This window comes from Brevundimonas sp. (assembly GCF_965227765.1).
Classification (GTDB): Bacteria; Pseudomonadota; Alphaproteobacteria; order Caulobacterales; family Caulobacteraceae; genus Brevundimonas.
In genome coordinates this window covers 1,884,249-1,906,891 of record NZ_OZ245778.1, presented here as the reverse complement: position 1 = coordinate 1,906,891, position 22,643 = coordinate 1,884,249, and the positions used below count along the sequence as shown (strand labels likewise).

Annotated in this window: 27 protein-coding genes, 1 tRNA gene and 1 riboswitch; of the genes, 3 read left to right on the top strand and 25 right to left on the bottom strand. The window is 66.6% G+C overall.

The window, feature by feature from the left end:
• Positions 1-8: 8 nt before the first annotated feature.
• The 8 genes from ACO05L_RS09230 to ACO05L_RS09195 are packed head-to-tail and all read right to left on the bottom strand — an operon-like array spanning position 9 to position 5,998.
• On the bottom strand, positions 9-191 hold the full coding sequence (locus ACO05L_RS09230; RefSeq protein ID WP_013269402.1) for a DUF3606 domain-containing protein: 183 nt from the start codon (positions 189-191) through the stop codon (positions 9-11).
• Positions 192-245: 54 nt separating this feature from the next.
• Complete coding sequence (locus tag ACO05L_RS09225; RefSeq protein WP_421728884.1) at positions 246-1,373, bottom strand: PLP-dependent cysteine synthase family protein; 1,128 nt, start codon at positions 1,371-1,373, stop codon at positions 246-248.
• A gap of 54 nt (positions 1,374-1,427) precedes the next feature.
• Positions 1,428-1,859 carry a GNAT family N-acetyltransferase gene (locus ACO05L_RS09220; RefSeq protein ID WP_421728883.1) on the bottom strand — a complete coding sequence of 144 codons (432 nt, stop codon included), beginning with the start codon at positions 1,857-1,859 and terminating at the stop codon, positions 1,428-1,430.
• The gene (locus ACO05L_RS09215; protein ID WP_421728882.1) at positions 1,856-2,686 is read right to left on the bottom strand and encodes an MBL fold metallo-hydrolase; all 831 of its coding nucleotides are present in this window, start codon (positions 2,684-2,686) and stop codon (positions 1,856-1,858) included. The genes ACO05L_RS09220 and ACO05L_RS09215 overlap by 4 nt, the downstream gene beginning before the upstream one ends.
• Complete coding sequence (locus tag ACO05L_RS09210; protein WP_421728881.1) at positions 2,683-3,480, bottom strand: TatD family hydrolase; 798 nt, start codon at positions 3,478-3,480, stop codon at positions 2,683-2,685. The genes ACO05L_RS09215 and ACO05L_RS09210 overlap by 4 nt, the downstream gene beginning before the upstream one ends.
• Positions 3,480-4,478: a DNA polymerase III subunit delta' gene (locus ACO05L_RS09205; RefSeq protein WP_421728880.1), complete on the bottom strand. Its 999-nt coding sequence runs from the start codon at positions 4,476-4,478 to the stop codon at positions 3,480-3,482. The genes ACO05L_RS09210 and ACO05L_RS09205 overlap by 1 nt, the downstream gene beginning before the upstream one ends.
• Complete coding sequence (gene tmk, locus ACO05L_RS09200; RefSeq protein ID WP_421728879.1) at positions 4,475-5,101, bottom strand: dTMP kinase; 627 nt, start codon at positions 5,099-5,101, stop codon at positions 4,475-4,477. The genes ACO05L_RS09205 and tmk overlap by 4 nt, the downstream gene beginning before the upstream one ends.
• Positions 5,102-5,149: 48 nt before the next feature.
• A complete protein-coding gene (locus tag ACO05L_RS09195) occupies positions 5,150-5,998 on the bottom strand; it encodes a septal ring lytic transglycosylase RlpA family protein (RefSeq protein ID WP_421728878.1) in 849 nt (282 codons plus the stop codon).
• 109 nt (positions 5,999-6,107) lie between these two features.
• Between ACO05L_RS09195 and ACO05L_RS09190 the strand changes: the two genes are divergently transcribed.
• Positions 6,108-6,197: transfer RNA gene (locus tag ACO05L_RS09190), tRNA-Ser, on the top strand.
• Between the two features lie 67 nt (positions 6,198-6,264).
• Here ACO05L_RS09190 and ACO05L_RS09185 read toward each other — a convergent pair.
• The 11 genes from ACO05L_RS09185 to ACO05L_RS09135 form a co-directional block, all read right to left on the bottom strand.
• Positions 6,265-6,768, bottom strand: a complete 504-nt coding sequence (locus ACO05L_RS09185; RefSeq protein ID WP_421728877.1) for a tyrosine phosphatase family protein — start codon at positions 6,766-6,768, stop codon at positions 6,265-6,267.
• Complete coding sequence (gene cobS, locus ACO05L_RS09180) at positions 6,765-7,532, bottom strand: adenosylcobinamide-GDP ribazoletransferase (protein ID WP_421728876.1); 768 nt, start codon at positions 7,530-7,532, stop codon at positions 6,765-6,767. The genes ACO05L_RS09185 and cobS overlap by 4 nt, the downstream gene beginning before the upstream one ends.
• The gene (gene cobT, locus ACO05L_RS09175; protein WP_421728875.1) at positions 7,532-8,542 is read right to left on the bottom strand and encodes a nicotinate-nucleotide--dimethylbenzimidazole phosphoribosyltransferase; all 1,011 of its coding nucleotides are present in this window, start codon (positions 8,540-8,542) and stop codon (positions 7,532-7,534) included. Before cobT ends, cobS begins: the two co-directional genes overlap by 1 nt.
• Positions 8,539-10,026, bottom strand: coding sequence for a cobyric acid synthase (locus tag ACO05L_RS09170; protein ID WP_421728874.1), 1,488 nt, complete (start codon positions 10,024-10,026; stop codon positions 8,539-8,541). The genes cobT and ACO05L_RS09170 overlap by 4 nt, the downstream gene beginning before the upstream one ends.
• Complete coding sequence (locus tag ACO05L_RS09165; protein ID WP_421731665.1) at positions 10,014-10,889, bottom strand: cobalamin biosynthesis protein CobD/CbiB; 876 nt, start codon at positions 10,887-10,889, stop codon at positions 10,014-10,016. The genes ACO05L_RS09170 and ACO05L_RS09165 overlap by 13 nt, the downstream gene beginning before the upstream one ends.
• A 70-nt stretch (positions 10,890-10,959) precedes the next feature.
• Positions 10,960-11,727 carry an ABC transporter ATP-binding protein gene (locus ACO05L_RS09160; protein ID WP_421728873.1) on the bottom strand — a complete coding sequence of 256 codons (768 nt, stop codon included), beginning with the start codon at positions 11,725-11,727 and terminating at the stop codon, positions 10,960-10,962.
• Complete coding sequence (locus tag ACO05L_RS09155; protein ID WP_421731664.1) at positions 11,724-12,707, bottom strand: FecCD family ABC transporter permease; 984 nt, start codon at positions 12,705-12,707, stop codon at positions 11,724-11,726. Before ACO05L_RS09155 ends, ACO05L_RS09160 begins: the two co-directional genes overlap by 4 nt.
• Positions 12,707-13,597, bottom strand: coding sequence for an ABC transporter substrate-binding protein (locus ACO05L_RS09150; protein ID WP_421728872.1), 891 nt, complete (start codon positions 13,595-13,597; stop codon positions 12,707-12,709). The genes ACO05L_RS09155 and ACO05L_RS09150 overlap by 1 nt, the downstream gene beginning before the upstream one ends.
• Positions 13,597-14,217 carry a cob(I)yrinic acid a,c-diamide adenosyltransferase gene (gene cobO, locus ACO05L_RS09145; protein ID WP_421728871.1) on the bottom strand — a complete coding sequence of 207 codons (621 nt, stop codon included), beginning with the start codon at positions 14,215-14,217 and terminating at the stop codon, positions 13,597-13,599. Before cobO ends, ACO05L_RS09150 begins: the two co-directional genes overlap by 1 nt.
• Positions 14,214-15,191, bottom strand: coding sequence for a threonine-phosphate decarboxylase CobD (gene cobD, locus ACO05L_RS09140; protein WP_421728870.1), 978 nt, complete (start codon positions 15,189-15,191; stop codon positions 14,214-14,216). Before cobD ends, cobO begins: the two co-directional genes overlap by 4 nt.
• 5 nt (positions 15,192-15,196) lie before the next feature.
• Positions 15,197-17,176, bottom strand: a complete 1,980-nt coding sequence (locus tag ACO05L_RS09135; protein WP_421728869.1) for a TonB-dependent receptor plug domain-containing protein — start codon at positions 17,174-17,176, stop codon at positions 15,197-15,199.
• Between the two features lie 153 nt (positions 17,177-17,329).
• A riboswitch (cobalamin riboswitch) is annotated at positions 17,330-17,536 on the bottom strand.
• Positions 17,537-17,541: 5 nt separating this feature from the next.
• On the opposite strand from ACO05L_RS09135, the gene cobU reads away from it, so the two are divergent.
• Positions 17,542-18,087: a bifunctional adenosylcobinamide kinase/adenosylcobinamide-phosphate guanylyltransferase gene (gene cobU / locus ACO05L_RS09130; protein ID WP_421728868.1), complete on the top strand. Its 546-nt coding sequence runs from the start codon at positions 17,542-17,544 to the stop codon at positions 18,085-18,087.
• Between the two features lie 15 nt (positions 18,088-18,102).
• Here cobU and ACO05L_RS09125 read toward each other — a convergent pair whose 3' ends face one another.
• The 3 genes from ACO05L_RS09125 to ACO05L_RS09115 all read right to left on the bottom strand — a co-directional run bounded on the left by ACO05L_RS09125 (position 18,103) and on the right by ACO05L_RS09115 (position 19,713).
• On the bottom strand, positions 18,103-18,723 hold the full coding sequence (locus ACO05L_RS09125; protein ID WP_421728867.1) for a hypothetical protein: 621 nt from the start codon (positions 18,721-18,723) through the stop codon (positions 18,103-18,105).
• A 131-nt stretch (positions 18,724-18,854) separates the two neighbouring features.
• Positions 18,855-19,037, bottom strand: coding sequence for a 50S ribosomal protein L32 (rpmF, locus tag ACO05L_RS09120; RefSeq protein WP_421728866.1), 183 nt, complete (start codon positions 19,035-19,037; stop codon positions 18,855-18,857).
• A gap of 121 nt (positions 19,038-19,158) precedes the next feature.
• On the bottom strand, positions 19,159-19,713 hold the full coding sequence (locus tag ACO05L_RS09115) for a GNAT family N-acetyltransferase (protein ID WP_421728865.1): 555 nt from the start codon (positions 19,711-19,713) through the stop codon (positions 19,159-19,161).
• Positions 19,714-19,721: 8 nt separating this feature from the next.
• On the opposite strand from ACO05L_RS09115, the gene ACO05L_RS09110 reads away from it, so the two are divergent.
• Positions 19,722-20,063, top strand: a complete 342-nt coding sequence (locus ACO05L_RS09110; protein WP_421728864.1) for a hypothetical protein — start codon at positions 19,722-19,724, stop codon at positions 20,061-20,063.
• Positions 20,064-20,087: 24 nt separating this feature from the next.
• On the opposite strand, the gene ACO05L_RS09105 is transcribed toward ACO05L_RS09110, so the two are convergent.
• Genes ACO05L_RS09105 through lipA form a run of 3 tightly spaced genes read right to left on the bottom strand, consistent with a single transcriptional unit; the run spans position 20,088 to position 22,625 of the window.
• Complete coding sequence (locus ACO05L_RS09105; RefSeq protein ID WP_421728863.1) at positions 20,088-21,203, bottom strand: NAD(P)/FAD-dependent oxidoreductase; 1,116 nt, start codon at positions 21,201-21,203, stop codon at positions 20,088-20,090.
• Positions 21,200-21,655, bottom strand: coding sequence for a type II toxin-antitoxin system RatA family toxin (locus tag ACO05L_RS09100; RefSeq protein ID WP_421728862.1), 456 nt, complete (start codon positions 21,653-21,655; stop codon positions 21,200-21,202). The genes ACO05L_RS09105 and ACO05L_RS09100 overlap by 4 nt, the downstream gene beginning before the upstream one ends.
• A 7-nt stretch (positions 21,656-21,662) precedes the next feature.
• A complete protein-coding gene (lipA, locus tag ACO05L_RS09095) occupies positions 21,663-22,625 on the bottom strand; it encodes a lipoyl synthase (protein ID WP_421728861.1) in 963 nt (320 codons plus the stop codon).
• Between the last annotated feature and the right edge of the window lie 18 nt (positions 22,626-22,643).

Here is a 22,643-nt window from a genome sequence, read left to right as displayed (position 1 = left end):
GGGGAGGGCTATCTCTTCTTGCCCAGCTCCGCGGCGATATCCTTGACCATGCGGCCAGCCTTGCGGTGGGCGGCGGTGATCTGGTCGCGGGTCACGCCCCAGCGCTTCATCCAGTATTCGACGGCCTGACGCTCGGACAGATCGAGCCGATCCTTGTCGATGAAGCCGCGCTTGTCTTTCAGACCGGCCATGATGTTCTCCATAAAAATATGAACAGGATCAGATGGTAGGGGGCCTACCCTGATTCAGATCGGGAGGCGGCCGTTCGCGAAGAAGGCCTCCATCCTGACCTCCCACGGCGCGACGTCGAAGCCCTGCGTCGCCAGCCAATCGTCGTTGAAATAGGTCGAGCCATAGCGATCGCCATGGTCGCACAGGATCGAAACGATGGAGCCGCGTTCGCCCGTTGCCGCCATTTCGGTCGCCAGCAGGGCGCAGGCCCACAGGTTGGTCCCGGTCGATCCGCCGACCCGGCGGCCCAGGCGACGGCTCAGCACGCGCGCAGCGGCGATGGAGGCCACGTCCGGTACCGCGATCATCCGGTCGATGACGCCAGGAATGAAGGACGGCTCGACCCGGGCCCGGCCTATGCCCTCGATCCGGGACGGCGCCTCATCCGTGGTCTGAACCGTGCGGTCGGCCCAGTGGCGGTGAAACACCGAGGCCTCCGGGTCCGCGACGCAGACTTGGGTGTCATGAAGATTGTAGCGGGCGAAGCGGCCGATCGTCGCCGAGGTGCCGCCGGTGCCGGCGCCGCACACCACCCAGCGCGGCGTTGGGCAGGGCTCACGCGACATCTGGGTGAAGATGGACTCGGCGATGTTGTTGTTGCCGCGCCAGTCGGTGGCGCGCTCGGCGTAGGTGAACTGGTCCATGTAATGGCCGCCCAGATCTCGGGCCAGTTGCTCGGACTCGGCATAGGCGTCGCCGGGCCTGTCCACGAAATGACAGCGACCGCCGTAGAACTCGATGGCGGCGATCTTCTCTGGCGCCGTGGCGCGCGGGACCACGGCGATGAAGGGCAGGTTCAGCATCCGGGCGAAATAGGCTTCTGACACCGCCGTGGACCCGCTGGAGGCCTCGACGATGGTCATGCCTTGGCCGATCCATCCGTTGCACAGTGCATAAAGGAACAAGGAGCGCGCCAGCCGGTGCTTGAGGCTGCCCGTCGGATGGCTCGACTCATCCTTCAGGTAGAGAGCAATATCGGCGAGCGCAGGCAGGTCCACCGGGATCAGATGGGTGTCGGCCGAGCGGTTATAGTCGGCCTCGATGCGCCGCACCGCATAGGTCGCCCAATCACGCGGATTTGGTGAGCCCGGCGACGATTGGAGAGGGTTGGCGATAGTGTTCAAGCCACGGTCGAACGTCATATCTGGAACGCGCCTAAGATATATTATGCGAAATAAGGCTAGAGGGTTGAGCGCTCAAGTTCGTACCGCTCTAGCAAAGTGCCATGCAGTCTTCTGAAATCCCTCGCGTTCATAGAAGCGGTGCGCGTCGATCCGGTGCAGCCCTGAATCCAAGTGGATTTGACCGCAGCCCAGGCGCGCCGCTTCGGCGCCCAGCCACGTCAACATGGCGCGCCCGACGCCGCCTGAACGCGCGCCCGCGTCGGTAATCAGGTCATCGACCACTAGAATCCGACCGCAATACAGCATCTCGATAACCCGAATGCCCGCCACGCCACGGATGACACCTTTGGTGCGCGCGGCAATCAGCCTGAACCCATCCGTTCGCCGCATCCTGTTGACCGCATCGAGGTAGGAAACCAGATCGAGATGCGGCCTGAGTTGCTGCATGACCGGCCAGGTCTCGGATGTCTGCGCCTCGCCGACCTCATGGATTTCGACGGTCATACGCCGTCGCCAATGTTCAAAACGGTCGACCACCCGTCGTATCCGACCTCGACATTATCAGGAAGAGATGAAGACAAAGCATTGTAATCAAGGTCAATATGGAGGTTCGTAAGAACCGCGCGCTCCACGCCGGCCTGGGCGATCCACTCCAGTGCCTGATCGACGTTGGCGTGGGTCGGATGCGGCGTCCAGCGCAAGGCATCGACGATCCAGAGCCTTGATCCGCTAACCGCCTCGATAGCCGCCTCGTCCAGGCCGGATACGTCACTGGAATAGGATACATCACCCAAACGATAGCCGACCGAGCGGATCGGTCCGTGCGCCTGGTCGAACGTCGTTACAGGTACGGGGCCGCCCAACCCGACAACGGACCAAGGCTCGCCATGGGGTGGGATCGCGCGGGCCTCAACGATGGCCGAATAGCCGTGAACACTTTCGAAAATATAGGGAAACCGCGCGGTCAGGGCGGCGTGGGTCGCCGTATCCATCCAGGCTGGAATACGCTGACGGCGACGCAAGGCGAAGACCCTGAGATCGTCGATGCCGTGAGTCTGGTCCGCATGGTCGTGGGTATAGAGCACCCCGTCCAGATCGGTGACGCGGGCGGCCAGCATCTGTTCGCGAAGATCGGGCGATGTGTCGATCAGCACCGTCGTCTGCCCGTCTCGGCCGCGCCTGCGGGCCAGCATGGAGCAGCGGGTGCGCCGGTTTCTGGGCTCGGTCGGATCGCAGTCGCCCCAATCGCCGTCGCCGCGCGGAACGCCGCCCGAAGAGCCGGACCCCAGGATGACGATCTCGAGCGTGTCGGTCTCAAGCTTGTCAGTCATTGGCTCGCCTCCGCCCGCGGGCGCGGGATGCGGTCGAACAGGGCGAAGAAGGCGTCCGTCGTCATGGCGTCGGCCTGTTCCAGCGACCAGCCCCTCACCTCGGCCAGTTTGGCCAGGACCTGGGAAACATAGGCGGGCTCGTTCCGCCGCCCCCGATACGGGATGGGCGCCAGATAGGGGCAGTCGGTCTCGACGATGATCCGGTCAGCGGGCATGGAGCGGATCACCTGACGCACATCCTCGGCCGCCTTGAAGGTGGCGATGCCGGAGACGGAAAACCAGCCGCCCAGATTCGCAGCCAGATCAGCGAGTTCTTGGCCGCTAGTGTAGCAATGCATGAGAAACTTGAAGGCGCCGTCCGCCTGTTCCTCACGCAGAATTCCGGCCATGACGTCGTCGGCCTCGCGCGTGTGCACCACCAGCGGCAATCCCGTCTGTCGCGCTGCGTGGATATGCCGGCGGAACACTTCAGCCTGAAGCTCGCGCGGGCTGAGGTCATAGTGGAAGTCCAGACCGCATTCGCCGATGCCGACGACCCGCGGCCGCTGCGCCAGGGCGACCAGATCCTGGGCCGTCATCTCGGCGTGATCCTTGGCCTCGTGCGGGTGGGCGCCGACGGTGCACCAGATGTCGTCGTGGGCCATGGCCAGGGCGTGGGTGGCCTCGAAGGTCGAGAGCTTGTCCGAAATCTCGACCATGAAGGAGACGCCGGCGGTCCGCGCGCGGTCGATGACGGCGTCGCGGTCTTCGTCGAACTGCGGGGCGTGCAGGTTGACGTGGCTGTCGATCAGCATCAGCGCGGCGTTCCTTCCATGTCGACCTGTCGGCGGATGCGCGAAACCTCTGCCAAAGCACCGGAGAGGACATCACCGCGATCCAGGTTCAGGCCTGCCGTGCGTTCGCTCAGTTCCGACAATCGGCTCCACAACTCGGACCAGCGCGCCCCCTGCCCCGCCGGCGCCGCAAGGGCCTGGGACTTCACGGCGGCGACCAGCCGATCCATCACCATCTCGAACCGCGCCTGACCCTCAGCGCCCCTGAAACCATCTGCGACGGATAACTGCTCAGCCCGGTCGATGGCGGGGCCTGCCACCCACGCGCGCGCCAGGCGATCCGCCTCCAGCGTCGATCCCGAGGCCAGGGCCAGGGCCGCGCCGGGCGAACCGCCCGCCATCGCCGCCGTATAGGCCGCGTCGTCGGCGTCCAGTCCTTCCCGGTCGGCGACCAGATCGGCCAGCGCCGCCTCGGTCCAGATCGGAAACGACAGCCGCCGACAGCGCGAGCGGATGGTGGCCAGCAGTCGACCAGGCGCGTGCGTGACCAGAAACAGCACGCCGTGTTCTGGCGGCTCCTCAAGGACCTTCAGCAAGGCATTGGCGGCATTGATATTCATGTCGTCCGCCGCGTCGATGATGGCCACGCGGGCCTGGGCTTGGGACGGGCTCTTGGAGAAGAATTCCGGCAGGTCACGGGCCTGGTCCACCGAGATGGATTTCTTGGTCTTGCCGTTCTCGACCAGCCGCTCGAGCACCAGAAGGTCGGGATGGGACTGGGCCGAGATCAGGCGGCTGACCGGATCGTCGGGTCGCGCCCCCAGCAGGCCCCGCGACGGATCCGGCGCGGCCCCCAGCAGGCGTCGCGTGGCGCGATAGGCGAAGGTCGCCTTGCCCACGCCCTCTGGCCCGCACAGCAGCCAGGCATGGTGCAGCCGCCCGCGCGCACGGGCGTCCTCGAACGCGGCCTCGGCGGTGGCGGAGGGCTGCAGGTCGAACCGGTCGCGCGGATGGGTCATGGCGCGATGACCTCCACGGCGGCGCGCACCCGAGCGAACACCGCGTCCACATCACCCGTCGCGTCGATGACCCGGCATCGGTCGGGATGGTCCGCGACCACGCAGGCGAAACCCTCGCGCAGTTTCTGATGGAAGGCCGCCCCCTTGGATTCGAAGCGGGATTCGCCGCCGCCTCGCTCCAGCGCGCGCGCCAGTCCGACCTCGACCGGCAGGTCGAACACCAGGGTCAGGTCGGGCTGGTCCCGGCCAACGACGGCAGTATCCAGCTGCTCGATGAACACCGTGTCGATGCCGCCCGCAAAACCCTGATAGGCCCGGCTGGAATCGGCGAAGCGATCGCAGACGACCCACGATCCGGCGGCCAACGCCGGGCGGATGGTGCGCTCCAGGTGGTCGGCGCGGGCCGCGTACATCAGCAGCAGTTCCGTCGTCGGCGACCAGCGCTCGGGCGGGCCGTTCAGGACCAGATCTCGGATGCTCTCGGCTCCCGGAGATCCTCCGGGCTCGCGCGTGCGCACGACCGACACGCCGCGATCGCGCAGCCAGTCGACCAGGAGACCGACCTGGGTGGACTTTCCAGCCCCCTCCCCGCCTTCGAATGTGATGAACCGGCCGCGCGTCATGGGCGCACAATGGCGACCCCGGCGCTCAGCACAAGCCCGGTGCGCGCTTCAGCCGCCCGATATCAACAAGGCATCTCGAACGCCGCGTCCGATGACCGATTGGCGGGCGCGTTCGGCGCTGTTGGCGTCGTTCCAAGGGCCCAGCATGACCCGAAAGACCTGCCGGCCATCGACCGTCGCCGGATTAACCCGCGCGTCGCCACCCAGCGATTCGGCGGCCATGCGTGCAGCGAAACTGTCGGAGAAGGATCCGGCCTGGACCCAGTAGCGACTGTCGTCTCGCGTGGGGCCTCGCTCGGCGGGTTGGGGCGCCTCCGCCCGCTGAAGGCGTCCCGCGGCCGAACTGCCTGTGCCGCCGCCCCTGGGCGCCGGTCCCAGATAGCGGACCCGAACTTGGCCCACCCCCTGGTTCAGGATGCCCAGGGCTTCGGCCGAGCCGCGCGACAGGTCGATGATCCGGCCGTCCACGAACGGACCCCGGTCGTTGATTCGGACGACCAGCGAGCGGCCGTTGGCCTGATTGGTGACCTCGACCAGAGCCGGCAACGGCAGGGTCTTGTGGGCCGCCGTCATGGCGTTCATGTCGAAACGCTCGCCGCTGGCGGTTGGTCGCCCGTTGAACTGGGCGCCGTACCAGGACGCTGTTCCGGTCTCGTCATAGCGGGGCTGTTCCGCCGGCTGATACCAGCGGCCGCGCACTTGATAGCGCCGCATGGTGCCGGAAACGAACGGCGCAGGATCATTGACCACAGGCGCGCGCGACCCTCCCCCCCCGCCCCCGCCAGGCAGGCCTGGAAGATCGGGAACGCCGCCGCACGCCGCCAGAAGCGCCGTCGCCGCGAGGACGATCAGCCCCCTGGGCAGCCGGTTGCGTATCGGGATGTCGAGAGCCGTCATCCCTACAGTCTGAACGATGACATTTCCGTTTTGGTTAATCGCGCCTTTAGCCTGTCTAGGGCTTTGCCTGTCCCGGACTTTGCCGCTATGCAGCCAGCCGCGTCCGCGAGGACAGGTGGCCGAGTGGTTTAAGGCAGCGGTCTTGAAAACCGCCGTAGGTGAGAGCCTACCGTGGGTTCGAATCCCACCCTGTCCGCCATCGCCGCAGCGCCGGATCGTCGCTGCCGGCGCAAGGCAACGCAACCGCTGAACCCGCTCAAGACAAATCAGAACGCCGACAGTTGGAAGGTATTTCCAAGCGATATCTCGTCGCCCCTGCCTATGGCCTTGATCGCGTCGATCATGCCGCCCTTCCTGCCCAGAGCGTCATCGGCCAGCGCGACCATGCGGGGGTTCGGGGTGGCGAAGGGCGCTGCCGAGCGAAGATGCCGCGCCAGGCGGGTTTCTTGGCCGGCGGCAGTCAGGGCGCAGGCGACGACGTAGGCGGCTGCGGGAGAGCGACTCACTCCCGCCCAGCACTGGATCAGCATCGGCCGCTCGCGAGGCCAGCGCTTGGCGAAGGCGATGAGATCGGCGACATCGTCCTGGCTGGCGGGCTTGAGGCCTGCGCGAGGCTCGGGGATGTCGTGGAAGATCAGTTTCAGGCGTTCAGGCCCTGGCGCGATCATCGCCTGTTCGGAGGCGGGAGACGACAGGCTGATGACGTGCGACGGCCGCCAGCGGCGGAGCGCCTCGTCGACCTCATGCAGCGGACAGACGATCAGGCTCACGCGACGACCATGCCGGCGAAGGCGACCAGAAATCCGATCTCGAACGCCTGTTCGCAGGCTCCCAGGGTGTCCCCGACCCAGCCACCGATCAGCCGCCGGGCCTGTAGGGCGACGATCCCAGCGCAGAGGCCGCCCACGCCGACGGACACCGCTGCGATCACGGGTGAAAACAGGGCTGCGGGTACGATCGCCAAAGCGGTGAAGATTAGGGCGACGATGATCTCCGTGGGCCCGACGCCATCGGCGACCGGCTTGACCTTGGTCGAGGCCCGGTCTCCGGCATAGGGCGACAGACGCATGGCCAGGACCGCAACGCCCCGTCCCCCTGCGTGGGCTGCCAGGAGCGCCGCGAGAACAAGGGCGGGGCTGATCAGGCTCAGGGCCGCCACCTTCAACGAAAGCGCCAGAACCAGGGCGAGCACGCCGTATGTGCCTAGCCGACTGTCCTTCATGATCTCCAGCCGTCGCTCCGGCGTCTGGCCCCCACCCAGCCCATCTGCCGTGTCGGCCAGTCCGTCCTCATGGAAGGCCCCTGTCATCAGGATGCCAGTCCCCGTCGCCAGAAGGGCCGGCAGGGCGCCGGTCCAGACGGTGGAGGCCGCGATGAATACAGCGGCGGAAATCAGACCAACCATGCCGCCGACGAGGGGGAAGTATCGAGCGGACTGACGAATCCAGTCCGGATCGAAAGCCTTGAACGACGGTACAGGCGCCCGCGTCAGGAACTGGACCGCCGTCAGGAACAGGTAAATCTGGCGCGACATCAGACCCGCCCCGCCAAGACGTCGTCCAGGCTGGCCACGTCCGACAGGAGGGCCGCAGCCGCCCGAATCAGAGGGACCGCGAGCAGACCACCCGTCCCTTCCCCCAGCCGCAGGCCCAGGTCGAGCAGGGGTTCGGCCTGCATCGCCTTCAGCATCTGGTCGTGTCCAGCCTCGGCCGATCGATGCGCGAACAGGCAGACCTCTCGCGCCTCTGGCCGCATGCGGATGGCGGCCAGGGCGGCGGCGGTGCAGATGAAGCCGTCGATGACGACCAGGGCGCGGCGATCCAACGCCCCCAGCACCGCGCCCGCCATCATGGCGATCTCCAGTCCGCCGAACTGACGCAGGACCTCCAGCGGCTCGGTCGCGTCGCTGCGCTGGGAAGCTCGCGTCAGAACCGCTCGCTTGTGCGCCAGTCCGGCATTGTCATGGCCCGTCCCCACGCCAATGCAGTCCAGCAGCGGTGCGGGCGCCAGGCGATGCATCACAAGAGCGGCCGAGGCGGAGTTGCCGATCCCCATCTCGCCCAGCACCAGCAGGTCTGCGCCGCGATCGAGGGCCGCGATGGCTTGTTCGCTGCCGCGGGCGATGGCCAGTTCGACATCTTGAGTGGACATCGCGGGCTCACGGGCGGCGTTGCGCGTGCCTCGCGCAACCTTGGCGTCGACCAGCAAAGGATGGGGAGCCAGGTCCGCATCAACCCCGGCGTCGATGATGCGGACCTCGGCTCCTATGGCGCGGGCGAAGGCGTTGGCGCTGGCGCGGCCGGCCAGCAGGGTCGCGACCATGGCCTGGGTGACTTCGGACGGATAGGCGGAAACGCGGTCCTGGGTCAGGCCGTGATCGCCTGCGAACACCAGAAGGCTGACCGCCTCGGCCTGGGGTTTCATCGTCTGCTGGACGACGGCCAGTCGAACCGCCAGGTCTTCGATCCGCCCCAGCGATCCCGGAGGACGGGCCTGGGCATCGAGATGCGCCCGGACCGCGGCTTCGGTAATGCGCTGCGTCATGTCGGGATATCCTTGAGGCCTGCGAGTCTCGCCAAGGCGGCGATGTCGAGCTGGGTTTCCAGCACGGCGGCGATCTCGTCCAGAGCCAGATCCACCGCAACCCTGTGATCGACGCCCTCCGAGGCGCCGCCCAATTTGGCCAACAGGGCGGCGCGGGCTGTTCCGGCATCGAACAGGCGGTGCACATAGCAGCCCGAAACGCGGCCATCGGCCGACACCGCACCATCGCCTGATCCATCCTCGCGTATCAGCAGCGGACGGTTCAGGGCTTCGCCAGTCGTGCGACCGATATGCATCTCGAAGCCCTCATAGACGGCCTGACCGTCGACGATGCGCCCGCGACAGGGTTCCAGCACCTTGTCGCCGCCGAGAATGGTGTCGATCTCGAGCAGCCCCAGCCCCAGGGCTGAACCCGCACGCCCCTCGATCCCGTCAGGGTCCGCCACCGTGCGACCCAGGATCTGAAATCCGCCGCAGATGCCCAGCACGCAACCGCCCCGCCTGACGTGCGCTTTCAGGTCGATGTCCCAGCCCTGAGCCCGGATGAAGGCGAGATCGGACAGGGTCGCCTTGGACCCAGGCAGGATGACCAGGTCTGAGTCTGCTGGCAGCGGCTGGCCTGGCGCAACATAGATCAAGTCGACATCGGGCTCAGCTTGAAGCGGATCGAAGTCATCGAAGTTGGCGATGTGGCGAAGGATCGGCACCGCGATCCGGACCCGTTGACGCATCCCGTCAGCAGCCCCTCTCAAGACCACGGCGTCCTCGGCGGGCAGGCTTCGAGCGGCCGCAAGCCAGGGCACAAGACCCATGTCGGGCCAGCCGGTGCGGCTGACGATCTCGCGGCGTCCCTGATCGAACAACTCGGGATCGCCCCGGAACTTGTTGATGATGAAGCCCCGGATTGCGCCCGCATCTTCGGCCTCCAGCACCGCCTTGGCGCCGACCAGGGCAGCGATCACATGGCCTCTGTCGATATCGCCGACGAGCACGACCGGGACCTGCGCCGCCAGGGCGAATCCCATGTTGGCGATATCCCCCTGGCGCAGATTGATCTCGGCCGGACTGCCTGCCCCCTCGACCAGCACCAGATCGGCCTCCTCCTCAAGCCGGCGAAAGCTGTCGAGCACCAGGTCCAGCAGCGTGGCCTTTCGCGTCTGATAGGCCATAGCCTGATAGCTGGCCTCGATCTGGCCGCGCACGATCAGCTGGGCGCCGACATCGCTCTGAGGCTTGAGCAGGACCGGGTTCATATGAACCGACAGAGGCGTGCGGCAGGCCATGGCCTGAAGGGCTTGCGCGCGGCCGATCTCACCGCGCCGACCCTGCTCGTCGGGCTCGGTGACAGCGGCGTTGTTGCTCATGTTCTGCGGCTTGAAAGGACGAACACGGTAGCCGCGATTGGTGAAGAGACGGCACAGACCCGCCACCAGCACCGACTTGCCGACGTCCGACCCACAGCCCTGGATCATCAGCGCCGCCATGCGCGCCCTCCGAATGCGACCGCCGCCCACAACAGGCCGCAGGCGCGCACGTAAATGTCCAGCGCGCGTCTCAGATCTCGCGGCGTCGGAGGCGGCCCATCGCCAAATATCGCGCGTTCGGTCATGACCCCGTCATAGGCGACCGCACCGCCCAGTCGCACGCCCAGCGCGCCCGCCATGGCGGCCTCCGGCCATCCCGCGTTGGGGGAGGCATGATGACGCGCGTCCCTCCGCATGACGTGCAGGCCTCCCCCTCCCGCCGTGGCGATCAGCAGGCCCGCCAGCCGCGCAGGCGCCAGGTTCATGGCATCGTCGATCCGCGCCGCAGCCCAGCCGAAATCCTTCCAGCGCGGCTCTCTATGGCCGATCAGACTGTCCGCCGTATTGACCGCCTTGTAGGCATAGAGGCCCGGCAAGCCTGCAATCACGAGCCAGAACGCTGGCGCGACGATCCCATCGTTGAAGCTCTCGGCCAGGCTTTCGATGGCCGCCCCGGCCACGCCAGCCTCATCGAGAGCGGCCGTGTCTCGCCCGACGATCCGGCCCACGGCGATCCGTGCGGCGGCCAGGTCGTCCGCTTCCAAAGCCGTGGCGACCGCCGCGACATGGTCGTGCAGGCTGCGCTGGGCCAGGCCCAGGGTGGCGGCCAGAACGGGCGCCGGACCAGGCAGACGCGACGCTGCCAGACCCGTTAGAGCGGCCACACCCGCCGTCGCAGCGACGGTCGCGATCCCGGCGAGCTTGCGGCGCCGTGGCGAGTGTTCTGGACGGTTCAACCACCCCTCACCTGCCGAGATCATGGCTCCTAGAGCCGTTACGGGATGCGGCAGGCGCCGATGGAGCCGGTCGGGATATCCGACCATAGCTTCGGTCAGCATCGTCGCTAGGGCCAACTGAGTGTGGGCCAGCCGCGGGGGAGCGATTCGCGCCGCTTTACGCACGCCGGATCACGTCGATCAGCGGGCCGCCTGGGCCCTGTGTCAGGGTCGCTTCGACGCCATAGGCGCGTCGGAGAATCTCTGGCGACAGAGCCGTGGCGGGCGGCTCGTCAGCCACGACGCCTCCGTCGGCCAGGACGATGATCCGGTCAGACATCCTCAACGCCATCGACAGGTCGTGCAAGGTCACGATCACCCCCACCCCGCCGTCGGCCAGCTGTCGAAACAGGGCCGCTGCGTCGATCTGGTGTGCAGGATCCAGCCCGGTAAGGGGTTCGTCGGCGAGCAGCCACTCGGGCTCTCCGGCCAGGGCGCGCGCGATCAGCACCCGCGCCCGCTCGCCTCCGGAGAGGGTATCGACGATGCGGTGCTCAAAGTCGGTGACATGGGCCGCGGCCATGGCCCGGTTGACGGCAGCTTGGTCGTCCTGAGCCTGACCTCGTGCGCCGATGAAGGGCGTGCGGCCCAGCTCGACAAGGGTCCGGCACTCGATTGACCAAGCGATCTCGGGCGTCTGCGGCAGGAAGGCAAGGCGCCGGGCGCGGTCACGCGGGTTCATGGCGGTCAGTGCGACACCGTCCAGTTGCGCCACACCCGAGGTCGGCACTCGCAAGCCTGCCAGGCAGTTCAGCAGCGTGGACTTGCCGGCGCCGTTGGGGCCGACGACGGCGGTGACCTCGCCGGGTGCGATGGACAGGTTGACGGAGGACAGTATGGCCTTTTCGCCGATGGCGACCCTGAGGTTCGTGCAGGACAGGCTCATGCGATCTTCCTCCGCAAACGAAGCAGCAGGGTGAGGAAGAATGGCGCGCCGAGAGCGGCCATGGCGACGCCAAGCTTCACTTCGCCTGCCGCCGGGGTCATGCGGACGACAATGTCGCCGGCAAGCACGATCACCGCCCCGCCGAGGATGCTGGGGACCAGCAAGGCTCCGGGCCGGGCCCCGACCAGGGGTCTCAGCAGGTGCGGCGTCACCAGGCCGACAAAGCCGATTACGCCCGTAACAGCCACACTCGCGCCCGCGGCCAGCCCCACGCCCAGGGCCAAAGTCCACCGGGTCCGGGGCATGGACACGCCCAGCGACCGGGCGCCCAGGTCTCCCAGGGTCAGAGCGTCGAGCGCCCTGCCCGTCGTCAGCAGCAGAGCGCATCCGGCCGCGATCAGCGGCGCGGCCATCTTGAACTCCTCAAAACTGCGGTCCGCCAGGGAGCCCATCAACCAGTCAACGATCTCGTTGACGGCCCAGGGGTTGGGGGCCAGGGACAAAGCCAAAGACACCCCGGCGCTCGACAGGATGTTCAGGACGGCGCCCGCCAGGATGAAGGTGACCAGGCTCGACGCCGATCCCGACAAGAGCATCAGGACGCCCACGCCGATTAACGCACCGCCGATGGCCGCGACCGGCAAGGCCCAGGGGGCAACGGCCGTCACGCCGTAATAGAGGGTTAGCACCGCGCCTAGCGCCGCCATGGAAGACACGCCGAGCACCCCCGGATCGGCCAGAGGATTGCGCGTATAGCCCTGCAGCACAGCGCCTGAGAGACCAAGAGCGGCGCCCACGGCGATGCCCAGCAAGGTCCTCGGCAGACGAAGCTCGAACACGATGGCCCAGCGCGGATCAAGCTCCGGCTGGCTCCAGGCGCTGAAGGGCACCCAGACCTTGCCTGAAATCAGGCTGATCCCCGACAGGACGACCAGCAGGATCAGCAGCACCGCGTACAAAAGCGATCGGTTCACGGGCATCATCCCTGGAGCCCCAGTTGATCGGCCAAGACTGCTTGGCGGGCCCGCGCAAGCGCCGCAGCGGTCTGGATCAGAACTGGGCCGCCGCAGAACAGCAGCCGTTCAGGAAAGACGGCCCGCTGCAGATCGCCAGTGACGCGAGCCAGTGCCGGATGCTCCATCACACGCTCGGCCCAGCTGGGAGCGCCGGGATAGGGTTCGCCGGACAGGAGGACCTGGGGCGGATTGGCCACCACCAGTTCCAACGGCAGGTTCATCGAGCGTCTGAGGCCATAGTCCGAGGCGGAATTTCGAAAACCCATCCGCGTCATCATCGCGTCCATCAGGGTTCCGGGGCCCGAGACAAAGCCGCCAGGCATGAAGACCAGGGCTGAAAGCGGCTGAGTTCCCGGCGCGGGCTCTGCGGCGGTCAGGGCCGCCTCGATGCGGGCGACCAGAGCCTCGCCACGTTCAGGGCGTCCGACCAGCCGGGCGACCTGGCGCACCTGATCCAGGCTCTGGTCGATCGTGTCCGGGACGCCGAACAGAGCGGCGGTGATGCCCAGCCGACCGAGTGCATTTCGGGTCGCAAGACTGGAGTGTCGTCCGGTCAGGACGAGGTCGGGCCTCAGAGCCAGAACCTCCTCGGCCGTCTCGTAGGTGAACGGCAAGGTTCGGGCGACATCCGCGATCGTCGAGCCGTAATCCTCGCGAGCATAGTGGCTGAGGGCAGCGATCTGAGAGCGGTCCGCCACCTGCACCAGAATGACGTCGAGGCAGGGGTTGAGCGACACGACCCGTTGCGGACTGACAGGCGTCATCCCCGCGCCGGGGGGCATGGGCTCGACACCACACCCGGCTACGGTCAGAGCCACGCCGCCGGTCATCAGCATTCGGCGGTCAAGCATCATCAGAAGTCGACGCCTCGCTGCGCCTTGACCCCTTGATCGAAGGGATGTTTGACCAGGGTCATCTCGGTGACGAGGTCGGCGACGGCCAGAAGCTCCGGCTTGGCGTTGCGGCCGGTGATGCAGACGTGTTTGCCCTGAGGACGCGCCACCAACCCGGCGACGACCGCGTTTATGTCGAGGTAGTCATAGCGCAGGGCGATGTTCAGCTCGTCCAGCAGGACGAAGTCGATCTCAGGATCGGCGATCATCTCCAGAGACACCGCCCATGCCGCCTCGGCCGCCTCGATGTCGCGCGCCCGGTCCTGGGTGTCCCAGGTGAAACCCTCGCCCATCACCTCATAGCGGACCTGATCGGGAAACCTGCGGAAGAACTGACGTTCGCCGGTGATCCACTTACCCTTGATATATTGAACCACGCCGACCTTCTGGCCCCAGCCGAGCGCGCGGGCGACCATGCCAAAGCCGGCCGTGGATTTGCCCTTGCCGTCGCCCGTATTGACGATCAGCAGGCCACGCTCTTCGGTTTTGGAGCGCATGAGTTCGCGCCGCTCGGCCTGAAGGGTCTTCATCGCCTCGGTGTGGGCGAGTTCGGTCGTCGGCATGTCGGGGACATCGGTCATGTCGATTGCTCCAGCGCGGCTTGAAGGCGCCGCCAGTGTCTCCGGCCCGGCAGGCCGAAGCGGATGAGGGTCAGGTCGTGGGCGAAGGTGCGTACCAGGACGCCCTGCTGGGCCAGCCGGTCAGCGCGGCCAACGGCGTCAGCGCTGCGTGTGAGGCGGAACAGACTGGTTCCGCCGACGATCTCATAGTCATTTGCAGCCAGCATGCGGTCCAGCCGCGCAGCAGCCCGGCTCAGAGAAAAGCGGGACCTCTCTGCCCAGCCATGATCGGCATAGGCGGCGCGGCCCATGCCGATGGCGTCGGCCCCCACGGGCCAATCGCCGACGCGGCGACGGATGTCCTGAGCTAGGGCAGGTTCGCAGATTACGAAGCCCAGGCGAACGCCGGCCAACCCATAGAATTTCCCAAAGGATCGCAGGACGACTGTCCGATCCTGCGCCAAAGAAGCGGCGCTGAGGTCTGGCGCCACCTCGATGAAGGACTCGTCGATGATCAGCCAACGCCCCTGCGCCTGCGCGACCAGTTCGGAGCCTTGCAGGATCGCGCCGTCCGGGTTGTTGGGGTTGACGATCACCAGAGCGTCGGCCTCGGTTTCGAACAGCACCTCGCGCGCCACTGAGAGGACTGACTTCCCCGCTTGGGTCCAGGCATCCGCGTGGCTGCCATAGGTCGGTGAAGCGACGGCGACCGATCTCACCGGCAGGATTTGCGGCAGAAGCCTCAGGGCGGCTTCGGCCCCGGCCACGGCCACGACGCTCTCGGCACGAACGCCGAAAGCCGTCGCTGCCGTCTCTTCGAGGGCCTGGGTGTCGGCCGGATCGGGCAGACGGCCCAGACTCTCCAGAGCCGGCCGGCCCCGCCGCCAGCCATCGGGATTGATCCCGGTGGACAGGTCCAGCCAGAGCGCGGGCGCAGACGGATAATCCGCCTGCGCCCTGGCCAGTCGGCCACCGTGAGCGATGCACGACGCCATCAGGATCAGAACCGGGCGCGAACGCCTACGAAGGTCCCGCGTCCAGCAACGCCGTAGCCACGGGTGGTCTCGTAGCTTTCATCGCCGACGTTCTCGATGCGGCCGTAGATCTCGACCATGTCGTTCAGCGGATACGAGGCCCGCAGATCGACCAGGGTGTAGTCGTCAAGCCTGGTGGCGTTCGACGCATTGTCGAAGCTGGCTCCGGCGTACTGGACGGCAACCGAGGCCGACAGGCCGAACGGCCAGACGTAGCCCAGCGTGAGGTTGGCGGCGTCCTCGGGACGGCGGGCAAGCTGACGACCGAGATTGGCGCCGGGCGTCCGGTTCTCGGTGTTCGTTCGGGTATAGTTGCCCCGGACGGAAAAGCCGCCGATCTCATAATCTGCCGACAGTTCCACGCCATCGGCTTCGGTCAGGGCGGTATTGCCGTAATAGCCGAAGCGGCGAACGCCGTTGACGAAGCACAGCGGCGCTGTCGCCGGCGTGACCGAACTGGCGCAGGAGACGTAGTCGATCTGGTTGGTCGTTTCGCGCGCGAAATAGGTCGCCGACAGGATCAGGCTTTCGTCGAGCAGATGCTGTTCGATCCCGGCGTCCCAGCCGTCCGCCTCCTCTGGCTGAAGGGCCGTGTTCCCGTACTCGCTATACAGCTGATACAGGCTCGGAGCCTTGAAGCCCTGACCGAAGCTGGCGCGAAGAACGGTCGATCCGTCGTTCAGCGACCAGGCCAGGGCCGCCTGTCCCAGGGTCTTGCCGCCGAAGGTGTCGTGCTCGTCGCGACGCACTCCGCCCGTCAGTGTCAGGCCGTCGATGACCTCAGCCTGGACCTGCGCGTAGTAGCCGTCGATGCCGACCGAGGCGCTCGCTGGCGTCGGATTGGGGTCAAACGAGGATGGCGAGGCGCTGCGGAACTCGCTTTCCTCACGCTCGGCGCCGAAGCTGACAGTCCAGCCTTCGCGGACGTCGAACACGCCCTGGTATTCGTAGCGATTGTTTTCGCCGCGGGCCTCAAAGGTGACCGGCGTCGCGGGTTGGGAAGGGTCCTCGTTCAGACGCTCGGTGTCGGTATAGGCATAGGCGATACGGTTGCTCAGACGGCCGTCGAACAGGTTGAAGTTGAGGCCTGTGTAGGCGACCAGTTCCTTGGTGCTGACGGTTTCTCTCGTATCGGCGAACGCATACAGGGGCGCCGGGAAGCCATCGATGCCGGCCTTGCCATCGGAATAGACCGCGCGCAGATCGAGCGATACGCCCTCGATCAGACGGATATTGGCCCGGCCGCTGAGGCCGAAATTGTCGTAGCCGTCCGCCTCGGTTCCACCGGCGTAGGTCGAGAAGCCGTCCGTTTCGTAGTGAGAGGCCGCCAGACGCCAGGTGGCCCTGTCGGTCACGCCGCCGACCCCTGCGCGCAGATAACGCGTGCCGCGTGATCCGACCTCGGCGTCGACCGAGCCCTGGAAGGGCTGCGTCGGCTCGGCGGTCATGATGTTCACCACCCCACCGATGGCCTGGCTTCCCCACAAGGTCGACTGGGCGCCGCGCAGCACCTCGATGCGAGCAATGTCGCCGACCAGCAGGTTGCCGAAATTATAGCCGCCGCCCGTACCGGACGGGTCGTTCAGCTTGACGCCGTCAATGACGACGACCGTCTGATCAGCCTCGGCTCCGCGAATGCGCAGCGAGGTGGTCGATCCCATGCCGCCATTGCGCGACAGGCTGACACCTGGCGTGCGGGTCAGCAGGTCGGCGACCGCAACCGTCTGGTTGGCCTCGATCTGTTCGGTCGTGATGACGGTGACCGACTGGCCCACCCGATCAGCCGCCTGGGCCGAACGATTGGCCGTCACGACGACATCGGCCAGTTGGGTCGCATCACCGGGTCCGGCAATTTCGACAGACGCCCCGACGGTCTCGGCGGATGCGGTCGTAGCCGTCAAAAGCAACGCAGCCGTAGCGGCGCTCAGATAAAGTTCAGGTCTCATAGCGGGTCCAATCCCTAGCTCGACAACGAGCCGGCCCGCGAACAGCCGCGATCAGACACACAGACGCGCCCAGTCGCGACCGCGCGCGAACGCGGCCCAACAGACGTCGTCATTCGGGTAGATCCCGTTTCGCTCGGCACACCACGTCCGCGCGAAGGACGACCACGACGGGCAGGTCTCCTGGCTTGCGGGTCAACGCCGGTGCGCACCGCCTTCCCAGGTCCTTCAGCTTTCGCCGTTGGGCCCCAGTGGCTATTGGTGCGCGGGCTCGCCGCTTACAGTTGCGTGGGCAGCCCGGGGTTCACACCCGAGTTCCCTATTAATCCCCATCCCTGGGGAACCTGTCGCAGCGCCGCCATAGGCCAATGCTTCAGCAACGGCAAGGAGGCTGGATGACAACGACTCTGGTTCTTGGAGGAGCCCGATCCGGCAAAAGCGCCTATGCCCAGGCTCAGGCCGAGACCGCGGCAGGCGAAACCAGCCGCCCGACCATGATCGTGACGGCCCAGGCCCTCGATGACGAAATGCGCAACCGCGTCGCCCGACACCAAGCCGACCGAGACGAACATTGGCTTACGCTGGAGGCCCCTTTGGACCTCGTCGGAGCCATTTCAGGTCTGAGCAAGAACGATGTCGCCGTCGTCGACTGCCTGACCCTATGGCTCAGCAACCTGATGGCCGCAGACGTCGACATCCCGACGGCCTGCTCCGCCCTGGTTCAGGCCGTCGCCGTGACCCCGGCGAGGCTTTGGCTCGTATCCAATGAGGTCGGCTGGGGGATCGTCCCCGACAATGCCCTGGCGCGACAGTTCCGAGATCATGCCGGACGTCTGCATCAAGATATTGCCGGGGCAGCCGATGAGGCCATCCTCGTTGTCGCGGGGCTGGCTATGACATTGAAGGGGCGCTGAGGGCGGACTGTGCCGTCAGGAGCAGCCCTCGACCAGTTGGATGGCCGGGCCGCCAACGTGGATCATCGACACCTTGCCCTCGCCGTCGATCTCGTAGCGAATGCCGCGGGCGTTGGCGTCGGTAACATAGGCGGTCGACCCGCCCTGGCTCCACGCGAACAGATCCTCGGCCGGCGGGCCCACATACTTATGGGGTTGAGCCACCACGCCGCCGCCATAGGCCGCCTTGATGTCGGTCGCCGACGACCCGACGCCGAAACCGCGATCGGTCTTGATCGCCGCATTGCGGGCCACGGTGATTCGCGCCAATCGGCCGTCCTCGATCATGACGCGCAGGCCTTCGGGGGCGCGAGCGGGGTGGAACTCGTCGCAGGTTGCGGGATCGGCGCCGCCGACCGCATCGGGATTTGCATCGGCGCCAGCGACGGCCGTGATTTCAGCCACAGTCATGCCTACCCGCAACGGCCCCCAGCCAGCGCTGGTCAGCACATCGGCGGCGGGTGATTCGGACGCGTCGGGAGCCATCGGAGCCGTTGCAGGATCGGATGCCGCCGGGGCGGGCGCTGCGGGCTCGGGAGCGTTACAGGCCGCCAAGGCCAGCAGGGAGATCGAGGCGAGACAGGTCAGTCGGATCATGACGGCTCCGGGCAAAAGAGGTGCGGCGCAAGGACAACCAGCGCAGAAAGCACGAAAACGGCGCGCGAGGCTATCTCGCGCGCCGTTCAAGAGTTTCAAGCGCCGAAGAGTTCCGGCGCGCCCGTGAAAACCTAGTCTTCCTTGGGCGTCAGGACCTGGCGACCACGATAGGTGCCGGTCTTCAGATCAATGTGGTGCGAACGGCGCAGCTCGCCCGTGTCCTTGTCCTCGGTGTAGGCATTCACACCGAGGGCGTCGTGGGAGCGGCGCATGTTGCGACGCGAGGGCGATACTTTGCGCTTCGGAACGGCCATGTCCGTCTCATCTCGTATTAAGGTTGCGCGACCATCGGAACAGCGGCGCGAAAAACAGAAGCGGCGGCCCTTCGAAGAGCCGCCAGCGAGCGCGGGCTTATGCCCCAGGTCGGACGAAAGTTCAACCCTTCACAGGCGAAGACCAGCAAGACCGCTCAAGAGCGTAATACAGGCTGTCCATCCACTGGTCGCCGACCAGTATCGTGGCATTAGCCTGGCCCGTCCTGACGAAGCCCAGGCTCTCCAGCAGGCGAATCGATGCGGTGTTGGCCGGGTCCACGTCGGCGCTCAGGGCCTGGACGTCGCAGGTGGCGAAGACGTGGTCGATGACGGCGCTCACGGCCTCGCGGCCCAGCCCCTGCCCCCAGGCGCGTGGATGCAGGATATAGCCCACCTCGGGCAGGCGCCAGCATCCGGCCTTGCCGATAACCTGGCTCTGATATTCGACGACGAAGTCCGCGGCGCCTGCGTCGGCGTTCTCGATCATGGACCCAAGCCAGGTGCGGGTCTGATTGATCTCAACGTGAGGCAGGGTCGACCACCAGCGCATGGCGTCTGGATGCGCCAGGACGGCGTGCATCGCCTCCAAGTCGTCCATGCGCGCCGGACGCAGTCTCAGACGGGCGGTGACGATCTCCATGGTTTCGCCCTTGCCGCGACGGGCCAAGAAGGTCAATTGCCCGTATGGCCAAGCTTGACCCGACGCATCCTCCCCGCAGCGCGCGCCTGCGCCTCTGGCTCATCATCGGCACGGTCGCCGCCGCCCTGCTGGTCGTGCCGTCCCTGCTACTGGTCTTGATGGCGGGAATGGTGACGGATGGCGGCCCCAACGGGCGCATCTATCTGTTCTTGTGGCTGATGCTGACCTCGCCCCTCGTGGTGGTCATGGCGCCCATCACCGCCTGGATCGCCTTCGCGTTCCGGAAAGAGCGGGCGTCATGGATACTGCTGTGCTCCCCCCTGGCCTGGGTGGTTGTCGCGGTCGCCTTGATCGTGATTGGCCTGGGCGACCCGCTCTGGATCTGAGGGCCCAGGTCCGGTTTCGACGGTTCAGGCCGTCAGCAACCGATCGGCCACGGCCTCGCCGATGGCCAGGGAACTAGTCAGGCCGGGGCTTTCAATGCCGAATAGGGTGATGAGCCCCTCCAGGCCGTGAACCTCTTGACCGTAGATCTGGAAGTCCGGCTGGGGCTCGCCCTTGCCGTGCAGCTTGGGGCGGATGCCGGCGTAGTCGGGCGTCAGGGCGCCGTCGGGCAGGCCGGGCCAGAAGCGGCGGATATAGGTCGCAAAACCCTCGGCCTTGGCGGGATCGACCGAATAATCCTCGTCCGCCACGAACTCGAGGTCGGGTCCGAACACGGCCTGGCCGCCCAGATCCTTGCGGTAGTGGGTGCCCAGGGCGCCCGCGATGGGCGGCGGATAGATCAGACGCTCGAACGGCGCCTTGCCCGTCAGGCGGAAATAGACGCCCTTGCCGAAATGGCCGGCGGGGATGTGTTCGACCGGAAACCCCTCGATCCGCCCAGCGACGTCCTGGGCCTGAAGACCGGGTGCGGTGACCAGCAGGCGAGCGGTCACCGTCGCGCCCCCCTGCCCGCCCGCCACGACGGTCCAGCCGCCGCCCGGCAGGGCCTGCGCGCGTTCGAAGGGGGTCGAGACCACGACCGACCCGCCGCCGTCCTCGATCTCGCCCTCCAGAGCCAGCATATAGTCGTGGCTGGCGAACAGGCCGCTTTCGGGCGACAGGATGGCGGCGTGGGCGTTCAGGGCCGGTTCTAGCGCGCGGGCCTGAGCCCCCGTCAGATGCTCCAGCCCCTCGACGCCGTTTGTCGTCGCCTGCTGATAGATGGCCTCGATCAGGCCGACCTCGTCCTCTTGCGTCGCCACGACCAGCTTGCCGCATTTGCGGTAGTCGATCTTGCGGCTTTCGAGGAAGGCATAGAGGGCGCGACGCCCCTCGACGCAGAACCGCGCCTTCAGCGAGCCGGTCGGATAGTAGAGACCGCCGTGGATGACCTCGGAGTTCCGCGAGGAGACGCCCTGGCCGATATGGCCCTCCTTCTCCAGTACCAGGACCGTCAGGCCGCGCTTCGACAGGGCCCGACCACAGGCCAGGCCCACGGCGCCGGCGCCCACCACGACGGCGTCGAAGTCGAAACTGCTCATGGCTTGGCTCCGTAGCGACGGGCGGCCTCGGCCTCAAAACTGGCGATCAGCTTGCCGACGGCCAAATCGAAATTGGCATGCAGCATCGCATTCAGGATCGGAGACTTGAAGGCGAAGTCGATCATGAACTCCAGCCGCGTACCCTTTGGATCTTCGTGGAAATCCCAGCGGTTCTTCAGGTGGCGGAACGGCCCGCGGATCAGGCCGACCTCGACCCGCGGCAGATTGCGGTCATGGCGGACCCAGGTCGAGAACCGCTCGGTCAGGAACGAAAACCCCACCTGGGCCTCAGCGTCGATCAGGCTCACGCCGGGCGCTTCCTCACGGGCATTCCAGGTCCGCATCGAGGTCACCCATTTGACGAACTCGGGATAGGCGCGAATGTCCGCCACCAGCTCGGCCAGCTGATGCGGCTCATAGGGCAGGATGCGGGTGACGCGGTGGACGGCCAAGCGGTCGTCAGCGTCCGGTCTGCGCCAGACGCGCCGCCTTCAGCCGGGCGAAGTCGTCCCCGGCATGGTGCGAGGATCGGGTCAGGGGCGACGAGGACACCATCAGGAAGCCCTTGGCCCGAGCGATGGCCTCATAGGCCTTGAACTCTTCGGGCGTGACGAAACGCTCGATGGCTGCGTGCTTGCGCGTCGGCGCCAGGTACTGGCCGATGGTGATGAAATCGACGCCGGCGGACCGCATGTCGTCCATCACCTGCATGACCTCTTCCTTAGTCTCGCCCAGGCCGACCATGATGCCGGACTTGGTGAACTGGTTCGGGGCGCGCTCCTTGACCATCTGCAGCAGGCGCAGGGAGTGGAAGTAGCGGGCGCCGGGGCGGATCTTCAGATAGAGCCGCGGCACGGTTTCCAGGTTGTGGTTGAACACGTCCGGAGTGGCGTCGATCATCACCTCGGCCGCACCATCCTTGCGCAGGAAGTCGGGCGTCAGAATTTCGATGGTGGTCTGGGGCGCCTGGATGCGGATCTGGCGCACGACCTCGGCGAAGTGGGCCGCGCCGCCGTCAGCCACGTCATCGCGGTCCACCGAGGTGATGACCACGTGGTTCAGGCCCAGTTGAGCGACCGCTAGGCCGACCTTGCCGGGTTCCTCGGGATCCAGCGGCTGGGGCAGGCCCGTCTTGACGTTGCAGAAGGCGCAGGCCCGCGTGCAGGTGTCACCCATGATCATCAGGGTGGCGTGCTTCTGGCTCCAGCACTCGCCGATGTTGGGACAGGCCGCCTCTTCGCAGACGGTGACCAGCCCCTTGTCCTTCACGATGGATTTGGTGGCGTTGTACTGGCCGGATCCCGGCGCCTTGACCCGCAGCCAGTCCGGTTTTTTCAGCACCGCCGCTTCGGGCCGGTTCTGCTTTTCGGGGTGACGAAGCTCTGAGGGCCTGGTCGTGAGGGTGTCGATAAGAGTGACCATGGGCGGAGGGCCGGACGT